This is a genomic window from Janthinobacterium sp. 78 (genome assembly GCF_003096775.1).
GTDB lineage: Bacteria > Pseudomonadota > Gammaproteobacteria > Burkholderiales > Burkholderiaceae_D > Janthinobacterium > Janthinobacterium tructae.
The window spans coordinates 3,422,563-3,442,687 of record NZ_QENT01000001.1; the positions used below are offsets into that span (position 1 = coordinate 3,422,563).

The 20,125-nt window shown below is 62.4% G+C and carries 19 protein-coding genes; 13 read left to right on the forward strand and 6 right to left on the reverse strand.

The genetic code is table 11. The annotated features are described in order from the left end of the window. Positions 1–37: 37 nt before the first annotated feature. The 7 genes from C8C92_RS15035 (at position 38) to C8C92_RS15065 (ending at position 7,471) form a co-directional block, all read left to right on the forward strand. Positions 38–1,195: a HAMP domain-containing sensor histidine kinase gene (locus tag C8C92_RS15035; protein WP_116744423.1), complete on the forward strand. Its 1,158-nt coding sequence runs from the start codon at positions 38–40 to the stop codon at positions 1,193–1,195. A gap of 128 nt (positions 1,196–1,323) precedes the next feature. After that, positions 1,324–2,778, forward strand: coding sequence for a circularly permuted type 2 ATP-grasp protein (locus tag C8C92_RS15040; RefSeq protein WP_116744424.1), 1,455 nt, complete (start codon positions 1,324–1,326; stop codon positions 2,776–2,778). Further along, on the forward strand, positions 2,772–3,716 hold the full coding sequence (locus tag C8C92_RS15045) for an alpha-E domain-containing protein (RefSeq protein ID WP_099763790.1): 945 nt from the start codon (positions 2,772–2,774) through the stop codon (positions 3,714–3,716). The genes C8C92_RS15040 and C8C92_RS15045 overlap by 7 nt, the downstream gene beginning before the upstream one ends. Beyond that, positions 3,716–4,525, forward strand: a complete 810-nt coding sequence (locus tag C8C92_RS15050) for a transglutaminase family protein (RefSeq protein WP_116744425.1) — start codon at positions 3,716–3,718, stop codon at positions 4,523–4,525. Before C8C92_RS15045 ends, C8C92_RS15050 begins: the two co-directional genes overlap by 1 nt. Before the next feature lie 89 nt (positions 4,526–4,614). After that, entirely contained in the window at positions 4,615–5,493 is an 879-nt protein-coding gene (locus tag C8C92_RS15055) for a peptidase (RefSeq protein ID WP_116744426.1), read from the forward strand. 108 nt (positions 5,494–5,601) lie between these two features. Continuing rightward, complete coding sequence (locus C8C92_RS15060) at positions 5,602–6,942, forward strand: alpha/beta hydrolase (RefSeq protein WP_116744427.1); 1,341 nt, start codon at positions 5,602–5,604, stop codon at positions 6,940–6,942. 103 nt (positions 6,943–7,045) lie between these two features. After that, entirely contained in the window at positions 7,046–7,471 is a 426-nt protein-coding gene (locus C8C92_RS15065; protein WP_070218730.1) for a transcriptional repressor, read from the forward strand. A 12-nt stretch (positions 7,472–7,483) separates the two neighbouring features. On the opposite strand, the gene C8C92_RS15070 is transcribed toward C8C92_RS15065, so the two are convergent. From C8C92_RS15070 to C8C92_RS27945, 4 genes are all read right to left on the reverse strand, one after another. Continuing rightward, the gene (locus C8C92_RS15070) at positions 7,484–7,999 is read right to left on the reverse strand and encodes a GNAT family N-acetyltransferase (protein WP_116744428.1); all 516 of its coding nucleotides are present in this window, start codon (positions 7,997–7,999) and stop codon (positions 7,484–7,486) included. A 120-nt stretch (positions 8,000–8,119) separates the two neighbouring features. Further along, positions 8,120–9,118, reverse strand: coding sequence for a GTP-binding protein (locus C8C92_RS15075; protein ID WP_116744429.1), 999 nt, complete (start codon positions 9,116–9,118; stop codon positions 8,120–8,122). Positions 9,119–9,137: 19 nt separating this feature from the next. Continuing rightward, positions 9,138–10,370 carry a zinc metallochaperone GTPase ZigA gene (gene zigA / locus C8C92_RS15080; protein ID WP_116744430.1) on the reverse strand — a complete coding sequence of 411 codons (1,233 nt, stop codon included), beginning with the start codon at positions 10,368–10,370 and terminating at the stop codon, positions 9,138–9,140. Between the two features lie 20 nt (positions 10,371–10,390). Beyond that, entirely contained in the window at positions 10,391–10,525 is a 135-nt protein-coding gene (locus C8C92_RS27945; RefSeq protein ID WP_279340927.1) for a hypothetical protein, read from the reverse strand. Positions 10,526–10,643: 118 nt separating this feature from the next. Between C8C92_RS27945 and C8C92_RS27765 the strand changes: the two genes are divergently transcribed. From C8C92_RS27765 to C8C92_RS15100, 5 genes are all read left to right on the forward strand, one after another. Further along, positions 10,644–10,895 (forward strand): hypothetical protein, encoded by a 252-nt coding sequence (locus C8C92_RS27765; RefSeq protein WP_243420225.1) that lies wholly within the window; start codon positions 10,644–10,646, stop codon positions 10,893–10,895. A gap of 12 nt (positions 10,896–10,907) precedes the next feature. Continuing rightward, positions 10,908–11,405 (forward strand): hypothetical protein, encoded by a 498-nt coding sequence (locus C8C92_RS15085; protein ID WP_243420226.1) that lies wholly within the window; start codon positions 10,908–10,910, stop codon positions 11,403–11,405. Positions 11,406–11,503: 98 nt separating this feature from the next. Then, the gene (locus tag C8C92_RS15090; protein ID WP_116744431.1) at positions 11,504–13,600 is read left to right on the forward strand and encodes a bifunctional 2',3'-cyclic-nucleotide 2'-phosphodiesterase/3'-nucleotidase; all 2,097 of its coding nucleotides are present in this window, start codon (positions 11,504–11,506) and stop codon (positions 13,598–13,600) included. A 56-nt stretch (positions 13,601–13,656) separates the two neighbouring features. Then, the gene (locus C8C92_RS15095) at positions 13,657–14,361 is read left to right on the forward strand and encodes a tetratricopeptide repeat protein (RefSeq protein ID WP_099763781.1); all 705 of its coding nucleotides are present in this window, start codon (positions 13,657–13,659) and stop codon (positions 14,359–14,361) included. A gap of 300 nt (positions 14,362–14,661) precedes the next feature. Continuing rightward, entirely contained in the window at positions 14,662–16,098 is a 1,437-nt protein-coding gene (locus C8C92_RS15100; protein WP_116744432.1) for a catalase, read from the forward strand. Between the two features lie 70 nt (positions 16,099–16,168). Here C8C92_RS15100 and C8C92_RS15105 read toward each other — a convergent pair whose 3' ends face one another. Both C8C92_RS15105 and C8C92_RS15110 read right to left on the reverse strand, forming a co-directional pair. Continuing rightward, the gene (locus C8C92_RS15105) at positions 16,169–16,504 is read right to left on the reverse strand and encodes a hypothetical protein (RefSeq protein ID WP_116744433.1); all 336 of its coding nucleotides are present in this window, start codon (positions 16,502–16,504) and stop codon (positions 16,169–16,171) included. Positions 16,505–16,674: 170 nt separating this feature from the next. Further along, positions 16,675–17,856: a S1 family peptidase gene (locus tag C8C92_RS15110; RefSeq protein ID WP_243420227.1), complete on the reverse strand. Its 1,182-nt coding sequence runs from the start codon at positions 17,854–17,856 to the stop codon at positions 16,675–16,677. A gap of 302 nt (positions 17,857–18,158) precedes the next feature. Here C8C92_RS15110 and C8C92_RS15115 point away from each other — a divergent pair, with 302 nt between their 5' ends. Continuing rightward, a complete protein-coding gene (locus C8C92_RS15115) occupies positions 18,159–20,123 on the forward strand; it encodes a serine protein kinase (protein ID WP_116744435.1) in 1,965 nt (654 codons plus the stop codon). The last annotated feature ends 2 nt before the right edge of the window (positions 20,124–20,125 follow it).

Below are 20,125 nucleotides of genomic sequence, written 5' to 3' on the forward strand. Positions count from 1 at the left end.
CTATTCGAAGCATAGCCATTCCTGTCAGGGAGTTCAGGTGAATATTGCCACGGATCATCAGGCGGATCGCCAGGCCAGCGCACGCCGTCCACTGCAGCGCGCGCAGCGCCTCTTCGCCATGCGTGATGCCGTCCTCAGCGCCTGGGAAGAGCGCGTGCGCGCCAGCGTGCGCGGCGCCGACCAGCTGCTCACGCCCATACTCATCAATACTCTGCCCGCCTTTTTCGATAACCTGGCCGAAGCGCTGACGCCGGGCCATCCGCGCGAAAACGCCGCCAGCAACAGCAACGTGCCCGCCGTGCATGGCAATGAACGGGCGCGCATGACCAATTACGGGCCGGAACAGGTGATCCAGGAATACCAGATCTTCCGCGACTGCTTCGCCGCCGTTGCGCATGCGTCCGGCATCACCCTGCGCCGCAAGGATTGGCAGGTGATCAACGCCTCGATCGACGTGGGCATTCGCGAATCGATACGCGAATTTACCAGCATGCACGAAGGCTTCCGGCGCCGCATCGCGGCCGGCCTGTCGCACGACATGCGCAATCCCCTGGCCGTGATCAGCACCAGCGCCCAGTTGCTGCTGCGGCAGGCGGACCCGGAACGGGTGGTCTTGCTAGCGCACAAGATTGCCGAGCACAGCAAACGGCTCGACAGCATGATCGAGGAATTGCTCGATAGCCTCAGCTACCACCGGGGCCAGCAGTTGCCGCTGGCGCTGAGCCAGTTCGACGTGCTGCCGCTGGTACACGCCGTGGCCGGCCAGGTCAACCTGCAGCGGCCCGGCAAATGCCAGGTCAGCGGACAATCCGTCACCGGCTGGTGGTGCGAGAACTCGCTGCGGCGCGCGCTGGAAAACCTGCTGAGCAATGCCCTCAAGTACGGTGACGACGCGCCTGTCAATGTGCACGTGGAAGCCGTGCACGAACGCCTGATCCTCACCGTCCACAATGGCGGCCACGCCATCGCGCCGGAACAGGCCGAGCGCATCTTCGACTACCTGCGCCGCGAGAACGACAGCCCCGCGCCGGGCTGGGGCATCGGTCTGCCCTTCGTGCAGAACGTGGCCGAAAGCCACGGCGGCAGCATCGCCGTCGACAGCGCACCCGAAACGGGCACCAGCTTCATCTTCGACGTCCCCGTCGATTGCCGGCCGTTCGTCCCGCCCGCCAGCGCTCCCAAGAGTGACAGCTAGCGCACCAAAGTAGTGCGAACGGCAGCGCGACGCCACAAAAGTGCTCATGTTTACACCTTCCTGCAGCCGCGCTGTTGGCACGCTTCCTGCTGAGCTATACATAGACACGGCTCAAGGGAAATCACAACATGGCAAATTTTTTCAATGAAATGACTGCGGATGAGGTGGGTACGGACAGCAAGGTACGTGAACACTATCGTGAATTTGACAACTGGCTGGCGCAGCAATCGCCCGAGACCATCGCCCGCAAGCGGGCCGAAGCCGACCTGACGTTCCGCCGCGTCGGCATCACCTTCGCCGTGTATGGCGACGATGCCGGCACGGAACGCCTGATTCCGTTCGACACCATCCCGCGCATCATTCCCGCCGCCGAATGGGCGCAGATGCAGACGGGCCTGGTGCAGCGCGTGCAAGCCTTGAATATGTTCATCCATGATATTTATCATGAGCAAAACATCATCAAGGCGGGCATCATTCCCGCCGAGCAAATCTACAAGAATGCCCAATACCGCCCGGAAATGCAGGGCATTTCCGTCGCTTCCGACATTTACGCCCATATCGCGGGTGTCGATATCGTGCGCGCGGGAAAGGGCGAGTTTTATGTGCTGGAAGACAACTTAAGGGTGCCTTCGGGCGTGTCCTACATGCTGGAAGACCGCAAGATGATGATGCGACTGTTCCCGGAACTGTTCGCCCGCAACCGCATCGCCCCCGTCGACCATTACCCGGACATGCTGCTCGACAACCTGCGCTCCGTCGCGCCCATGGGTGTGGACGACCCCACGGTGGTCGTCATGACGCCCGGCATGTATAACTCGGCCTACTTCGAGCATGCGTTTCTGGCCCAGCAAATGGGCGTGGAACTGGTCGAAGGCAAGGATCTGTTTGTCAACGACAACTCGGTGTACATGCGCACCACGCGCGGCCCCAAGCGCGTCGACGTGATTTATCGCCGCGTGGACGACGATTTCCTCGACCCGCTGGCCTTCCGCTCGGACTCGTCGCTGGGCGTGCCGGGCCTGCTGTCCGTGTATCGCGCGGGAAGAGTGACGCTGGCGAACGCCATCGGCACGGGCGTGGCGGACGACAAGTCGATCTACCCGTTCGTGCCCGACATGATCAAGTTTTATCTGTCGCAAGAGCCGATATTGAACAACGTGCCCACCTACCAGTGCCGCAAGAGCGCCGATTTGTCGTACGTGCTGGCCAATTTATCGAAACTGGTGGTCAAGGAAGTGCATGGCGCGGGCGGCTACGGCATGCTGGTGGGGCCGGCGTCCAGCTTGGCGCAGATCGAGGACTTCCGCCAGCGCCTGCTGGCCAATCCGGGCGGCTACATCGCCCAGCCGACACTCGCCCTGTCCGCCTGCCCCACGTACGTGGACGCCGGCATCGCGCCGCGCCACATCGATCTGCGCCCGTTCGTGCTGTCCGGCAAGACCATTTCCATGGTGCCAGGTGGCCTGACCCGCGTGGCGCTCGGCGAAGGCTCGCTGGTGGTCAATTCCTCGCAAGGGGGCGGCACCAAGGATACCTGGGTACTGGAAGAGACATCCGCTTTTGCAGGAGAGAAAACATGCTGAGCCGCACCGCTGATCATTTGTTCTGGATGGCCCGCTACACGGAGCGGGCGGAAAACACGGCGCGCATGCTCGACGTCAACATGCAAACGTCCATGCTGCCCCAGTCCGAGCAGGACGCGGAACAGGGCTGGCGCGCCACCCTGGGTATTTCCGAGCTGCAAAGCGCGTATGACCACAAATATGGCCGCTTCCACACGCGCGACGTGCTCGACTTCATGGTGCGCGACCCGAACAATCCGTCGTCCATCCTCGCCTGCCTGACGGGCGCGCGCGAAAACGCCCGCGCCGTGCGGGGGACGCTGACGACGGAAGTGTGGGAAATCCAGAACGCCACCTGGCTCGACATGCAGAAGCGATTGAACAGCAATCTGCTGGAAACGGACCCCAGCGCCTTCTTCGAATGGGTCAAGTACCGCTCGCATCTGTCGCGCGGCGTCACTTTGGGCACCATGCTCAAGGACGAGGCGATCCACTTCATTCGCCTCGGTACCTTCCTGGAGCGGGCCGACAACACGGCGCGCATCCTCGACGTGAAGTTCCACGGCGCGCGCGACACCTCGAAAGACATCACCCAGCGCGACTTTTACTATTGGGCGGCCCTGCTGCGCTCGGTTTCCGGCTTCGAGATCTACCGCAAGGTCTACCGCGACGTGATCACCCCGGCGCGGGTGGCGCAGTTGCTGATGCTGCGCGGCGACATGCCCAGGTCTTTACTTGCCTGCATGGATGACGTGGTGGAAAATTTAAAGCATATCCGCAACGATGTGTCGGCCGATACGGAAAGGTTTGCAGGGAAACTGCATGCGGAGCTGAAATTCGGCCATATCGACGACATCATGAAGGCGGGTTTGCACCTGACCCTGACGGAGTTTCTGGAAAACATCAACGACCTGGGCAACCGCGTCAGCCGCGATTTCCTCGTTCCCTTGGCGGCCTGATGCAGCTCACTATCCGCCACGAAACCCATTACGCCTACAGTGCGCCGCTGGCCTACACCATCCAGCAGCTGCACCTGACGCCGCGTATCGAGCCGCAGCAACGCGCCCTGTCCTGGCAAATCACCACGCCGGGCCAGTGCCACGCCTACACGGATGCCTACGGCAATTTGTCGCACATGCTGACGATCAACGGCAGCCACCAGTCGCTGAGCCTGGTGGCGCACGGCGTGGTGGACACCATCTACCCGCACAAGGGACGCCTGAACCTGATCGATACCTTGTCGCCGCTGCTGTTTACCATGCCGACGGCCCTGACCCAGGCCAACCCCGCTATTCTGGAACTGGCGGCCGCCAGCCTGCCCGACCAGCGCGTGACGGCCGGCACGGGCCACTTGCTGCGCCTGGCCGAGCATATCGTCGGCAAGGTGGCGTATGAAAGCGGCGCCACCATGGTCACCACCACGGCCGGCGACGCGCTGGCCCTGGGGCGCGGCGTGTGCCAGGATCACGCCCATCTGTTCCTCGCCTGCTGCCACGCCTGGGGCATCCCGGCCCGCTATGTCTCCGGCTATATCGATCCGGGCACGACGGGCCACGCGGCCAGCCATGCCTGGGTCGATGCCTGGACGGAAGACCCGGATTTCGCAGGCTGGGTCAGCATCGACGTGACCCACGCGCGGCTGATGACGGACGCGTATTGCCGCCTGGCCATCGGGCGCGACTACGATTCGGCGGCACCCGTGCGCGGCGTGCGCCAGGGTGGCGGCACGGAAACGTTACGAGTCGATGTGCAGATCGTGCCCGTGTAGTGGCAAGAATGAGGCTGGCCGGGCCTTGCCAGCAGGTGGCACGGCCCGGCTGGTGTAGAATGCTTCCCCCTTTGACTTGATTTACGACGATGACTTATTGCATAGGCATGCGCCTCAACGAAGGCCTGGTCTTCCTGTCCGACTCCCGCACCAACGCCGGCGTGGACCAGGTGGGCACCTTCCGCAAGATGAGCGTGTTCGAAAACCCGGGCGACCGCATGCTGGTGCTGATGACGGCTGGCAACCTGTCAATCTCGCAAGCGATCCGCCAGATCGTCTCCGAACACGTGGATGCGGATGGACGCAGCATCTGGAACGTGGCCAGCATGTACGATGCGGCGCGCATCGTGGGCGACGCCGTGCGCACCGTACACCAGCGCGAAGCGAAGGCCCTGGCCGAGTGCGGCATCGATTTCAATGTCAGCTTCATTTTAGGCGGCCAGATAGGCGCCGAGCGCTGCCGCTTGTTCCAGGTGTATTCGGCTGGCAACTTCATCGAATCGCACGATGAAAACACGTATTTCCAGATCGGCGAAGCGAAATATGGCAAGCCCATCATCGACCGGGTCATCAACCCGTTCACGCGCCTGGACGAGGCGGCCAAGTGCGCCCTCATTTCCATGGATTCGACTCTGCGCTCGAACATTTCCGTCGGCTTGCCGCTCGACTTGCTCGTCTACGAGTCGGGCAGCCTGGCCGTCACGCGCTTCGTCACCATCGATGAAAAGAACCAGTATTTCCGCATGATCCGCGATACCTGGGGTGAGCAATTGAAACATGTGTTCGAAGGCATCGTCGATCCCGTGTGGAATGCGGCGCCCGAGACCACGACGAACGTGCTGTCGTCCGCCAACATGCACAGCAAGCCCGTGCGCGTGGCCATCCCCGAGCACGTAAGCCGTGGCGGCCTGACCGTGGCGCCCCTGCAATCGCTGGCGCAGCAGTTCAGCGACGACAAGCAGCATTGACCGGTGACGCCACTGCTGCGCAAGACGCTGGACAAGTCGCGTTGCGCGTGCTTTTATGGCAATATAGATTGACATTCAATCCAGATTGACCTGAAAGGCAGGTGGCGCATGGACTTGATCACTTCCGCTGTCGTGGCAGCCATCGGGCATGGCGCACCTGGCCACGCGCCCGAGGCCGTCGCCAGCCACTATCAACGACTCAAGCTGGCCATCGCGAAGTTCGACAGCGCCGCCGCCATCCTGGCCGCCATCGCCGCACTGGAAGCCGATCCTGCCAATACCCGCCTGCAACTGGCCCTGTCGGCCGCCCTGGCCTCGGCGAACGCGCCGGACGACATGGCAACCCTGTTTGGCGCGCAAGGCTTGCTCGATGCGCTGCAGCGGCCCTTGCCCCAGATACACGACGTGGTAGCCGTGCCCGCCCCGGCCGACAAGAGCGCCGTCGTCTCCAATTATGCGGTGGTCAAAGTGTATTTCGCCACGGACCGCCAGCGCGACGTGGGCAAGCCGCCCGCGCAGCGCTTCAGCGGCGAACGCAACGTCATGGGCGGCAATGGCCCGCTCAGCTATGGCAGCTGCGACATCAGCATTCCCCGCGACCACCGCATGGGCCAGCTGGAATCGCCATCGCTGTGGCGCCTGGAATTTCGCGACGACCCGGCCAAGCACGTGGTGGTGCTGTCGGCCGAGGTACAAGACCGCGACAACTTCTTTGCAGCACTAAAAACCCAGATCCGCGCCTCGGCCGGCAAGAGCGCCTTTGTCTTCGTGCACGGCTACAACGTGAGTTTCGAGGATGCGGCGCGGCGCACTGGGCAAATGGCTTACGACCTGGGTTTCGACGGCGCGCCCGTGTTCTACAGCTGGCCGTCGCGCGGCGACCTGGCCGGCTATACGATCGATGAAAACAATATCGAATGGAGCACGCCCCACATCAGCGGCTTTCTGGCCGACTTTCTCGCCAGCACGCAGGCGGCGCAAGTGTATCTGGTGGGACACAGCATAGGCAGCCGCGGCCTGGCGCGGGCCGTGGCCGACTTGCTGGCCACGCAGCCGCAGCTGGCGCAAAAAATCACGGAACTCATCCTGTCCGCACCCGACATCGACGCTGCCGTCTTCAAGCACGATATCGCGCCCAAACTGGCCGGTGCGCGCAACCCCGTCACCTTGTATGCTTCGTCGCAAGACCTGGCCCTGGCCGCCTCGAAAGCCGTGCACGGCTACCCGCGTGCGGGCGACAGCGGCGCCGGCATGCTGATCGTGGCGGGCGTGGAAACCATCGACGCCACCGGGGTCGACACCAGCTTCATGAAGCACGCCTACTTTGCGGAAAAGCGCTCCGCCCTGTCCGACATGTTTTATCTGATACGCGACCAGGCGCGCGCCGACCAGCGCTTTCTCGACCCCGTCGATACGCTCGCCGGCCGCTATTGGACGTTCAAAGCATGACACCGTTTCATCCGGTGCGGCACGCATGCTAAGATACGGCCCATAGGGTGGCAACGGGCACGGCGATGACGCCGCCAGCCGGTCCCCCGCAAGCAGGCCTATCATGTTGACATCATCTTCTACACCGCACGCCGAATCGCTGATCCGCAACACCAATGCCCGCGTCACCAAGACGCGCGTGAAGGTGCTCGACTTTTTAATGGCGCAAAGCCGTTCGCTGACCCACCATGAAATCCAGCAAGCGCTGTCGCAGGACAGCGATATCGATTCCGTCACCCTGTACCGGGTACTGGAATGGCTGACGGAAAATGAACTCGTGCACCGCATCGCGGGCGCCGACCAGGTGTGGCGCTTCAGCGCCGGCGCCGGCCACCAGGCGCACGAACACGCGCACTTCCAGTGCACCAAGTGCGCGAACGTCACTTGCTTCAATGAAGTCAAGCTGCCCCCGCCCGTGCTCTTGCCGGAAGGTTTCAGCGGCGGCGAAGTCGATTATCTGATCAAAGGCCTGTGCCCGCGCTGTAAATAATTTCCCGAAACATCACTTGAGCAGCAAGGCCAGGTGGTGTTCGTCATAGAACAGTTCGCCGACGCGCATCGAACGCGGTTCCGTGCCATACGCGATAAAGCCCAGCGATTCATACAGTTGGCGTGCGGCATTGTTTTCCGCATTCACGCTCAAATGCACTTGCATGATGGCAGGGTCCGTCTCGGCCTGTTCGATGCAGGCGTTGACGAGACGCCGCGCCACGCCTTTCCCCCGCTGCGGCGCATCGACGAAAACGCCCCACAGCAAGGCCTTGTGCCATAGCTGGCGCAACGGGTCACGCCGCAAGCCGGCAAAGCCAACCAGGCGTGCGCCATCGAAGGCGCCAAAGCCGCGCTGCATGGGGCCGGCAATGCGCTGCGCGTGTTCTTCTGGTGTGCGCGCCAGTTCATCTTCGCGCGATGAGGAAAACGCGCTGGGCGAGTCAAGGATGGCGCGCAAGCGCAGTGCGCAAAAGGCGGCGGTGTCGGCTGGCGTCAGCAGGCGGATGACGATATCGGGTGCGGGCATGGTGGAATCCGGCAGTTTTTTTCCATTATACCCACGCGCGCGCCAGATGGTCCGGTGCCAGGCCATGCCGCATGCCGAGCAGGAAAATCTGCGCCAGGGCGGGCACGCCCGCTTCCACGCTCAGGCCGCCGCCTTGCCCGGACTGTCCACTATACAGCGGTCCAGGCCCCGGATCAGCATTTCCTGCGGCAAGTCGCGGCCAATAAAAATGATCTTGCTGGCGCGCGTTTCCTCATCGCGCCACGGCGCGCCGAGTTCCGAGCCCATCAGCATGTGCACGCCCTGAAAGACGGCGCGGCATGGCAGATCGGCAACGTACAAAATGCCCTTGTAGCGCATCAACTGGGTGCCGAACAGCTGCACCACGGCATCGAGAAAATTTTCCACCTGCAGCAGATCGAGGGCCTGGGCCTGGTGATACACGAACGATTGCACGCCGTCGCCATGGCGGTGTCCCAGTTCCCCAAGGAAATCAGGCTCCAGTTCGACGATGGCGTTCAAGTTGAAACCGCGAATGTTCAGGATGTCGCGCAGCGGCACATTGCCGAAGCGCACTTTCTGGATGCCGGCGCGGCCATTGATGGCGACCAGCCGCTGGCGCAGCGCGGCCAGCGCGTCCTTGCCGACCAGGTCCGTCTTCGACAGCAGGATGCGGTCGGCAAAGCCCACCTGTTCCTGCGCTTCCTTGTGCGCCGTCAATTGCTGCTGCGCATGGCGCGCATCGACCACGGTTAATATCGCGTCGAGCAGGTAGCACTCGCTGATGGACGGCTCCGCAAAAAAGGTTTGCGCCACGGGTCCCGGTGCGGCCAGGCCCGTCGTTTCGATGATCACGTGGTCGAAGGTGATCGTCCCGGCTGCGCGTTTCGCGTGCAACTCGCCCAGGATGCGGATCAGGTCGCCTCGCACGCTGCAGCAGATGCAGCCATTGTTCATTTCCACGATCTGCTCGTCGCTGTCCTGCACCAGCAAGCCATGGTCGATGCTTTCGGCGGCGAATTCATTTTCGATCACGGCGATGCGCACGCCGTGATCGCCCTGCAATATGCGCTTGAGCAAGGTGGTTTTCCCGCTGCCGAGAAAACCTGTGATGATGGTGACGGGGGTCAGTTCTGTCATATTTCTTTCCTATCGATGGTTAATCTTCGAGTTCTTCCATGCTCTGCCATAGTGGAAACGGGTCGGGCAGCTGGCGCCAGGCGGCCATGCCCTGGCGCGTTTCCGTGTAGTTCAATTGACATTTTTTCAAGTCCGCCTCGATAGCGGCCTGGTCCATGTCCTGGCCGATGAAGACGAGTTCCTGGTAGCGGTCGCCATATGGCTCACTCCAGCCCGCCGTCACTTCCGCCAGCGAGGCGGCGTCCGTGGGCCAGCGCTGCTTCGGCACGGACGCCCACCACAGGCCCACGGCTTCGATATTCATCAGCTTGCCCGCGCCGGACAGGCTGGCCACCCATTCGGGGCGGCTGGCCAGCCAGAAATATCCCTTGCTGCGCACCACGCCCGGAATCGGCTGCGAAATATAGTCATGCAGGCGCTGCGCGTGGAACGGCTCTTTCGCCCGGTAGACGAAGCTGCTGATGCCATACGTTTCCGTCTCCGGCGTGTGCACGCCAGCCAGTTCCTGGGCCCAGCCCGGCATGGCGGCCGCCTGCTCCAGGTCGAACAAGTTCGTGCCGAGGATGGCATCGAGCGGCACGACGGACTGGTTGGTTTCGATGATGCGCGCGCCGGGATTGAGGGCTTTTACAATGGCCAGCACGCGCAGGCGCTCGTCGGCGGCCACCATGTCGACCTTGTTAAGGACGATGACATTGGCAAATTCGATCTGTTCCGTGAGTAAATTGGCCAGCTGCCGGTCGTCACCCTCACCCGCCGTTTCTCCCCGCTGCTCCAGGCTGTCTTCGCTGTTGAAATCGGCCAGCAGGTTGGCGCAGTCGACGACGGTGACCATGCAGTCGATGCGCGCCACGTCGTTCAGGCTGTCGCCGTGCTCATCCTCGAAGTCGAAGGTGGCGGCCACGGGCATCGGCTCGCCCACGCCCGTCGATTCGATCAGCAAATAATCGAAGCGGTCTTCCGCGGCAAGGCGCCGCACCTCCAGCAACAGATCGTCGCGCAAGGTGCAGCAGATGCAGCCGTTTGACATTTCCACGAGTTTTTCTTCCGTGCGCGACAGAGCCGCGCCAGCCACTTCGGCGCTGTCTTTCACGAGCGAGGCATCGATATTGACTTCGCTCATATCGTTGACGATGACGGCCACGCGCTTGCCTTCGCGGTTGCGCAGTATGTGGTTGAGCAAGGTGGTCTTGCCGGCGCCGAGAAAGCCGGACAGGACGGTGACGGGGAGTTTGCGCTGGAGTTGCGACATGGGATTCCTTCGGAGTGGAGTCAGGTATGGGAGGCAATGGCGCTCGCACCATCAAATGCAAGCTGATTGCGTTTGGCATTGTAATGCAATTCACTTGCATTTTGGTAGCAATCGTTGATGGCTGCCCCGGCCGCCGGGCTGCTGCTCACGATCATGGGGTACTCCGTGGCAGGCAGACTGTTGTCGTCATGACCATCGACATCAATCAGAATGCCTGACCGATAGCGTGGTATTTTTTTAATAATGGCTGAGGTACAATCGCGGCGTAAAAGAATGCTGCAAGCCTTCGGCTTTTATATGCAAGCGGTTTCCTGGCCCTGCCAAAACGATGACAACATGAGAAACAAGATGAAATTAAACCTGATTGCGATGGCCCTGGTCTGTGGTGGATTATCAGCGTGTGGCGGCGGCGACAATGTCAGCGCGAACGATGGCGATGTGATTGCCAATATCAAGTCCAGTAATATTGAATTTTCAAGCGCGAATCGACCTGCGGGCACCTGGCGCTGGCTGGGCACGCCGTAACAGCACGTCAGCGTGTATGTCACGCCGCCGGCGGCTGGCAATGCCACCGAGCTCGATTACTCGGGCAAGACGCAAAACGCCATCGCGCAGATTAATACCAAGTTGCGCGGTCTTTTAGTACTCGATGCGGTCTATTCCATCCCGGCCAGCGGCAATTATATTCACGTCAGTTATGGCACGTCGTATGTGCCACCGAATTCCACGGATTACGCCAGTTACTGTGCCAATGTGGCGACAGGAAAAAATATGGGCAACCCGATTCAACCAGGCAGCCAGAATGGCATCGCCTCGAATCCCGTGTATCTGAATCTGGGGAATGGACATTGCAACGTCACCCAGGATATCGTGACACATGAGTTTGGCCATGCGCTTGGGCTGGCCAACCATTTCAATGGATTTGGCAATGGCCCCGCGATTTCCGCTGCCTATTGGGATGTGCTGGCGACGCTGTACGCCAATCCACAGTCGACCACTGCGGCAAATCTGTCAGTACGGCGGGTAGCGGAGTAAGTCCCGCCCCCCTGCATCCATGCGCCCCGCACGGCTGTCATCGCCGCGTCATATGGCGGCGTTACAGTCGCGTCCTTTGAATCTTTCCGAGGGCGGTAATGAAAACAAATTGGGTCATGCTGGCGGCGCTGGCAAGTGTGGGCTTGGTCGGCTGCAACGGTGGTTCGACGACGGCGCAGGTTATTCCAGAAGGCACGACGGTCAGCGTGGCCTTGCTGGAAACCACCGATATCCACTCGAACGTCCTCAGTTACAACTATTACGCGCTGGCGGAAGACACCAGCCTGGGCCTGGAGCGCACCTCCACACTGATCCAGGCGGCGCGCGCGGAAAATCCGAACAACGTGCTGCTCGACGATGGCGACGTCATCCAGGGCACCCTCCTGGCCGATTTACAAGCCGTGGCCGCGCCCGTGCCCTGCTCCGGCACGCTGGCCGTGCACAAGGCGATGAACGCGCTCAAGTATGACGCGGGCGGCATGGGCAACCACGAATTCAACTATGGCTTGCCTTACCTGAGCCAGATCACCAACACCGATTTCGGCATTCCCGGTGTGGCCAAGCCGACGGGTACCTGCGGCGCGCCCGCCTTCCCTTCCGTACTCAGCAATGTCGTCGGCGTGGCCAGCGGCAAGCCCCTCTTCCAGCCCTACACCCTGCTGCCCCGCGATTTCACCGCCACGGCGCCCGATGGCAGCAAGCTGAGCGTGAAGATCAATGTGGGCGTGCTGAGCTTTGTGCCGCCGCAAATCCTCGAATGGGATCAAAAAGTGCTCGCTGGTAAGGTCAGCGTGACAGGCGTGCAGGAAGCGGCGAAACAATATGTGCCGGAATTGCGCAACAAGGGCGCCGACCTCGTCGTAGCCCTGTCGCATGGCGGCCTGGACACCAGTGCCTACAGCCCGAAAATGGAAAACGGCAGCTATCACTTGACCAGCACGGGCATCGATGCGCTGATGATCGGCCATTCGCACTTGATCTTCCCGAAAGGCAAGGAAGAAGGCGCAGCCGCGCTGGACGCCTCGTTTGCCGCCTTCCCCGCCAGCGCGAAGATCGACGCCGTCAACGGCTTCGTGAACGGTGTACCGACCGTCATGGCGCAAAGCTGGGGTCGCCGCCTGGGCATCATCAAGCTGACGATGGTGTATCAGGCCGGAAAATGGGTGGTGCAGCCGGCCAAGACGACGGTGGAATCGCGTGGCTTCAAGTACACGGATGGCAAGACCCTGGTGAAAGCCGACCCGGCCATCGCACCGCTGGTGGCCACCGAGCACGCAGCCACCATCGCTTACGCCAAGCAGCCGCTGGGCATCAGCACGGATTTCGAAATGTCCGCCTATTTTGCGCTGGTGGGCGATGTGAGCGCCATCCAGCTGGTGAATCAGGCGCAGCTCGACTACGTGAAAAATTTCATCGCCACCAGCACGGATGCCACCTTGTCCAGCTACAAGAACATCCCCGTCATCTCGTGCAGCGCGCCATTCAAGGCGGGCCGCAACGGGCCATCGGACTTCACGGACGTGGCCGCGGGCGCGACGCCGGCCGCGCCGATCGGCTTGCAGGTGCGCAATCCGGGCGACCTGTATTTATATAGCAACAACAACTTGCAAGCCGTGAAAATCAAGGGATCGGACTTGAAGGCGTGGCTGGAAACGTCGGCCAAGCAATTTGGCCAGATCGACCCGGCCAGTACTGCCGAGCAGGACCTGGTGCCGTCGTATGGCACGATTTATAACTACGACGTGTTCTATGCGGAAAACAATGCGCTGACATACCAGATCGACGTGACGAAAAAGCCAGGCAGCCGCATCGTCAACCTCACGTACAAGGGCGCAGCTGTGGCCGATAGCGATGATTTCATCGTTGCCACCAACGATTACCGCGCCGGTGGCGGCGGCGCCGTGCCTGGCATCGATGGCAGCAAGACCATCATCAAGTCGCCCGATGCGAACCAGGCCGTGGTCAGCAATTACCTGGCGTCGCTGAGTACCAAGGGCGGCAAGGTGACCCTGGCGGCGAATGGCAGCGCGCGCAGCTGGAGCTTCGTCAAGACAGCCACGGCCGGTCCCGTGATCCTGCGCTCGGCACCGGGACACCTGGCGCTGGCGCAAGGCAGCGGCATCGCCAACGTGGCGGCCGAAGGCGGCCTCGACGCCAGCGGTTTCGCCAAGTACCGCATCGACCTGAGCAAATAAGGTCCATGGGCCGGGACTGCGGCAGTTCCGGCCTGTTTTGATGAAAGGTGATCAAGATGAAACACGCACTCTCCCTCCCCGCCGTCGTGCTGGCCGCTGTCCTGGCCACTATCCTGGCCGCCTGCCAGGCATCGCCACCGCCTACGTCAGCGGAAATCGAAGCCGTCGCCATGCACGCGCGCCAGGCGGGCGACCAGCAAGCCGAGCGCAAGGTGCGCAACTGGGCCGGCAAGGACATGCCCGTCGCCGAGCGCGAACTGGCGCTGATTTACCAGGCCCGGCCGGAACGCCGCGCCGAAGCGCTGAGTCTGTTCGAACAGGCGGCCCGCGCCGGCGACACGGAAGCGGCCTTCGAACTGGGGCAGATGCGGCGCGCGGCCACGCCCGGCCAAGCCTGGTTGTGGTACCGGCAAGCGGCGCTGCAAGGGCATGCCAAGGCGGCATTGATGCTGGGCCTGCTGGCGGCCAACGGCGAAGGCGTACCGCAAGATCCCGTGATAGCGGCCCGCTGGCTGGAGAAATCGAGCGAGCTGGGCAATCCACATGCCATGTTCCTGCTGTACAACGCCTACCGCGAAGGCCGCGGCGTGCCGCGCGACCTGGTCAAGGGCCATGCATTGCTGGAAGAAGCGGCCCACCACGAATATCCGCCTGCCATCCAGGAGCTGGCCATGACGGTGCAGGCGGACGACGCCCTGCGCGCGGGCCACCTGATGAAGGAAGCGACGGAACACCGGCACAATAACTGGAACAAGTTTTAAGCCAATCAAGGCAAAACCATATTGCAGGATGGCCACATCTCGCTGGCGCGCTAGAAAATCACGCTGCGCTTTGCGCCAGATCAATCGTGTTGGACTAGTCATTGCCGAGGGGCTATGATGGTCTAGCTGCGTCCCCGGACACGGCGGGGCTGATGCCAGCCTCGAAATCGCACGCTGAATTTGCTTTTTAGAAATTTGTTACTCTGGACCAGCCAAGGTGAACGTCGCATACGCTCAGCCCAGCCAGTGTTTGGGCAGGCCTTGGCTCGTCCGTCGACCTCCCTATAAAGAAAGAGTCCAATGAAAAAGCTGACCACCGCCTTTGGCGCGCCTGTCGTCGACAACCAGAACATCCAGACGGCCGGCCCACGCGGCCCTGCCCTGCTGCAAGATGTGTGGTTCCTGGAAAAGCTGGCCCACTTCGACCGCGAAGTCATCCCCGAGCGCCGCATGCATGCCAAGGGTTCCGGCGCGCATGGCACGTTTACCGTCACGCACGACATCACGCGCTACACGCGGGCGAAAATCTTTGGCGCCGTGGGCAAGCAAACGCCCATGTTCGCGCGCTTTTCCACGGTGGCTGGCGAACGGGGCGCGGCGGACGCGGAGCGCGATATCCGCGGCTTTGCCCTGAAGTTCTACACGGAAGAAGGCAACTGGGACCTGGTCGGCAACAACACGCCCGTGTTCTTCATGCGCGACCCGCTGAAATTCCCCGATTTGAACCACGCCATCAAGCGCGACCCGCGCACGGGCCTGCGCAGCGCCAACAGCAACTGGGACTTCTGGACCTCGCTGCCGGAAGCGCTGCACCAGGTGACGGTGGTGATGAGCGACCGGGGCTTGCCGCGCAGCTTCCGCCACATGCACGGCTTCGGCAGCCATACCTTCAGCTTCCTGAATGCGCAAAACGAGCGTTTCTGGGTCAAGTTCACCTTTAAAACCCAGCAAGGGATTGAAAACCTGACGGACGCCGAAGCCGAGGCGCTGGTGGGCAAGGACCGCGAAAGTTCGCACCGCGACCTGTACGAGAGCATCGAAAACAAGGATTTCCCCCGCTGGACGCTGTACGTGCAGATCATGCCGGAAAAAGAGGCAGGCACGTATCACCTGAACCCGTTCGACCTGTCGAAAGTGTGGCCGCACGGCGACTATCCGCTGATCGAGGTGGGCGTGCTGGAACTGAACCGCAATGCCGACAACCACTTTGCCGAAGTGGAGCAGGCGGCCTTCAACCCGGCCAACGTGGTGCCGGGCATCAGTTTTTCGCCGGACAAGATGCTGCAGGGGCGCTTGTTTTCATATGGCGACGCGCAGCGCTACCGCCTCGGTGTCAACCACAGCCATATCCCCGTCAACGCGCCGAAATGCCCGTTCCACAGCTATCACCGCGACGGCCAGATGCGCGTCGACGGCAACCAGGGCGGCACCCTGGGCTATGAACCGAACAGCGAGCAGGAATGGGCCGAGCAGCCCGACTTCCGCGAACCGCCGCTGAGTATCGAAGGCGCGGCCGATCACTGGAACCACCGTGTCGACGAGGATTACTATTCGCAGCCACGGGCCCTGTTCCGCCTGATGACTGCGGCACAGCAGCAAGCCTTGTTCGACAACACGGCGCGCGCCATCTCGGGTGCTTCGGAGCAAGTCAAGCAACGCCACATCGGCAACTGCACCCTGTGCGACCCCGCGTATGGCGCGGGCGTGGCCGAAGCGATAGCCCGCCTGAGCAAATAGGGTCAACGCACGCAGGGCAAGGAAGGCCCGCACGCGGGCTTTTCTTGCCTGCCATATACGTCACTAGGCCCTACCAGCGCTGGATATCGATCTGGCCCGTGATGCTCGTTTCCACCGGGTAACCGTCGACCTGCGACGGCACGCGCCGCTTGACGGAGGCATCGCGCAAATACACGACAAGGGCTTCGCCGCCGATGGCAGTCTGCCCCAGGCTGACGCCTTCGACGCCATCTATCGCCATCAGGGCCCGCTCATTGCGCCGCTTTGCCGCTTCCAATCGGCCGGGCGGCGGTGCGGCATGCGCGAAGCCCGCCACCGCGTGGCTACCCGCCTCGTCCGGCACATACGGCATGGCCGCATCCTCGAAGACGGCGTAAGGCGCGGTTACAAATTTACTGTTTGACATGACACATCCTCCTGATGCTGCCCATGGCACGCGTGGAACAAGGAGGCACGGCAGCGCCTCTTGCCCGCCAGGCCAAGCATGGCAGCCACGCCTGACCCTATCATCATCGTGCAAAAGGTGGCGCAGTGCAAGGAAGCATCACGCCGCCGCGCCGTTTTCTGTGACCCTGCTCAAGTGTACAAATTGATGTCGAGCGCCACCACCACCCTGCGCATCTGGTTGGCAAACGTGATATTGCCGCCGCCGGCAAACAGCAGACCGACGGGATTGCGCTGCTGGTTCCAGGTCCAGATGGACGAACCGGAGTCGCCGCCCGCGCTGAATGCCCCGCTGACACCCGTAATGGCGATCTGGTCCTGGAACAGCGCGATCCTGCCGCCGCCGTAATTGACGTTGATGGTAGCGCCCAGACCCGTGATGCGGCCCTGCGTCAATTGCGTCGTGCGTCCGGATTTGCCGACCAGCATGCCCAACGCGGGCGCTGCCAGCGCGTTGCTGATGCGGAAATAGGCCGGCACGCCACCGCTCAGGTAGACCAGTTCGCGACGCACGCGGTCTGGCCAGGCCCAGCCGGTGGCGCAATCGACAAAATTGACGCCGCCACTGAAATTGATGGGCACGAAGCGCTCGAGCACGGCCACCTGGTCTTGCGGGCAGCGCCCGCCATCGATAGGGCCCGGCTGCACGATGCAGTCGTTGAACGCGCCGCCGTTGGAATTGGCCAGCACGTGATTATTGCTCAGAATCATCAAACGGCTGTTGCGCGGCGCGCTGCGCCCCACGGCCAGGCAGCCGATGGTACCGGCCGTGATGCGGAAATGCCCGACCGAGACGCCGCCCGGCGCCGGACGCAAGCGGAAACGGTGCGGCTGCGCGTCGATCACGCCCGTGACGACAATGTTCACGGGCACCCTGTCGCTGGCCACGGCGCGCACACCCATGGCCCCAACGATGGCGGCCTTGGCGCGGTCGACGGACGTGGGTTCGGCCACGTACAGGGTCAGTGCCGGCAAGCCCGGCTCGCCGGACGAACTGTCGCTGGCGCCCTCGCCCAGGCCGATGGACACGCCCTGGATATTGCCGCCGTCGCTGAAGGCGTCGGCGGCACGCACGCCGCCCGCCTGGGAAATGGACTGGCGCATGCCGTCTTCGATACTGCGCTTGATTTCCAGCAATTCCATGCTGACGCCGCTCAAGGCGTCGGGCACGTCTGAGACGGATGCGCTCTCGATCGTATTGTCGTCTGCGCCGGGGGTGGAAAATTGGCCGATGGCCTCTTCATCGTCCGCACTTTGCCCCTGGCCGCTGCTGCCGGGTGGGGCGCTGAAACCGTTATCATTGCCGATCATCATGTTCTCCTCGTGGGGTGCTCTGGATATCCAGTGTGGACGGGCCGCGCCGGCCGGTATTGATCTGGATTGAAGTGCGCAGGCGCGTGACAGCCCTGCGCCAAAGGGGCAAAAGGAGGGCAAAAATAGTTCCCTCGTCAAGGTTGAGCGAGATCAGGCGTGCGGCCAGAGGCGCCGCCGTATACTTGGCCGACAGGCTGGAACCGGGCCTGCTCCACGACAGCAAGGTTAGCAACAACAGCAAGGTAAGAAACAACAGCAACACCGGCAACGGTATGGATGGGGAAACAATGACGAGCCCTGGTATGACACGCCACGACGACGCGCCTGCGGGCGAGCAAGCAGGCCAGCATGCCGGTTTTCTGCACGGCATGGCGGCCTGGGCGGAAAAACACCGCATCAGCCCCTGGCGCGGCAGTTTTGCCGACTTCATCGAGCAAATCCTGCCCGGTCGCGCGGCCCTGCTGACGCGCAGCGCGCACCAGTACCTGTGGGACATGATGCGCGGGAACGGCCAGACCGATGACAGCGGGCGCTTCCGCTGCCGCCTGTTCGACGACGAGCTGTTCGGCATCGACGAGGCGATCGACCGCGTGGCCGCCTACTTCAAGGCGGCGGCCGCCGGCTCCGAAGTGGGCCGGCGCATGCTGCTGCTGCTGGGTCCGCCATCGGGCGGCAAGTCGAGCCTGGTGATCCTGCTCAAACGGGGGCTGGAAGAATACAGCCACAGCAGCGAAGGCGCCTTGTACGGCATCGCCGGCTGTCCCGTGCATGAATCGCCGCTGCACCTGGTGCCGCACAGCATGCGCGCTGACTTTCGCGCCAGCTATGACGCCGAGCTGCATGGCGAACTGTGTCCCCATTGCCGCGCACGGCTGGAAGAACAGTACGCGGGCGACTTCCTGCGCATGCCCGTCGAACGCATCCACCTGTCCGAGGCGGGCCGCTGCGGCATCGGCACGTATGCGCCGCACGACCCCACCACGGCCGACCTGGCCGACCTGGTCGGTTCCGTCGACCTGTCGAAAGTGGCGCAGTACGGCGACGAAGGCGATCCGCGCGCCTGGTCGTGGTCCGGCGCCGTGTATGCGGCCAGCCGCGGCATGCTGGAAATGATCGAAATCCTCAAGGTCAAGCGCGAATTCCTCTATTTACTACTCACCCTGACGCAGGAAAAGAATGTCAAGGTGTCACGATTTCCCCTGATTTACCTCGACGAAACCATTCTCGCGCACACGAATCTGGCCGAATTTCGCAAATTTCTGCAAGAAAGCGAAAACGAGGCGCTGCTCGACCGCATGGTCATCGTGCAAGTGCCGTATACACTCAATTACCGCGAAGAAGCGCGCATTTACCGCAAGCTGATCCTAGCGGCCGCGCCCGCTTTTCGCGACGTGCATCTCGATCCGCACGTGCTGCATGCGGCGGCCGTGTTCGCCATCCTCAGCCGCCTGCCCGAAGGCGAGGACAAGGAAGCCGAACTGGTCAAGAAGCTGCGCGTGTATGCGGACGAAGACGTCGACGACTTGCAGCATGCCGACATCCGGCGCCTGCGCGCGCGCGACAAGTCGCCCGACGAGGGCTTGTCGGGCGTGTCGCCCCGTTTTGTCATCAATGCCCTGTCGCACGCCATCATTTCCGCCCAGCGCAACAGCCTCTCCACCATGGATGTACTGCTGGCCCTGAAGGATGGCATCGAAAGCGATGCGCGCATCGAACCGCGGCGCAAGCGCCAGTGGGTCGATTATCTGGTGCTCACGCGCAAGGATTTCTATAACCGCTGGGTCAAGGCCGACGTGCACAAGGCCCTGTTCGTGTCGTTCGAGCAAGAAGCGCAGGACTTGCTGAGCAAGTATCTCGATGAAGTCGAAGCCATGCTCGACAACCGCCAGATCCGCGACCCCATGACCAGCGAAGAGCGCCGCCCCGACGAGCGCTTCCTGCGCGCCGTGGAAGAAAAAATCCATATCAGCGACGCGGGCAAGCAGTCGTTCCGACAAGAAGTGGTGCGCAAGGCCATGGGCGCCTTCAAGCGGGGTGAGCCCTTTGGCCTGGGCAGCCACGCGCAATTGCACGATGCCATCCAGCAGTATCTGTTCGAGCAGCGGCGCGACGTGCTGCGCCTGGTCGGTTCGGCCAAGCGCCCCGACGATGACGTGCGGGCCAGGATCTCCGCCGTCGAGCAGCGCCTGGTGGACGAATACGGTTATGACGCCCATAGCGCGCGCGAAGCGCTCAACTACGTGACCACCTTGCTGGGGCAGGAATAGCC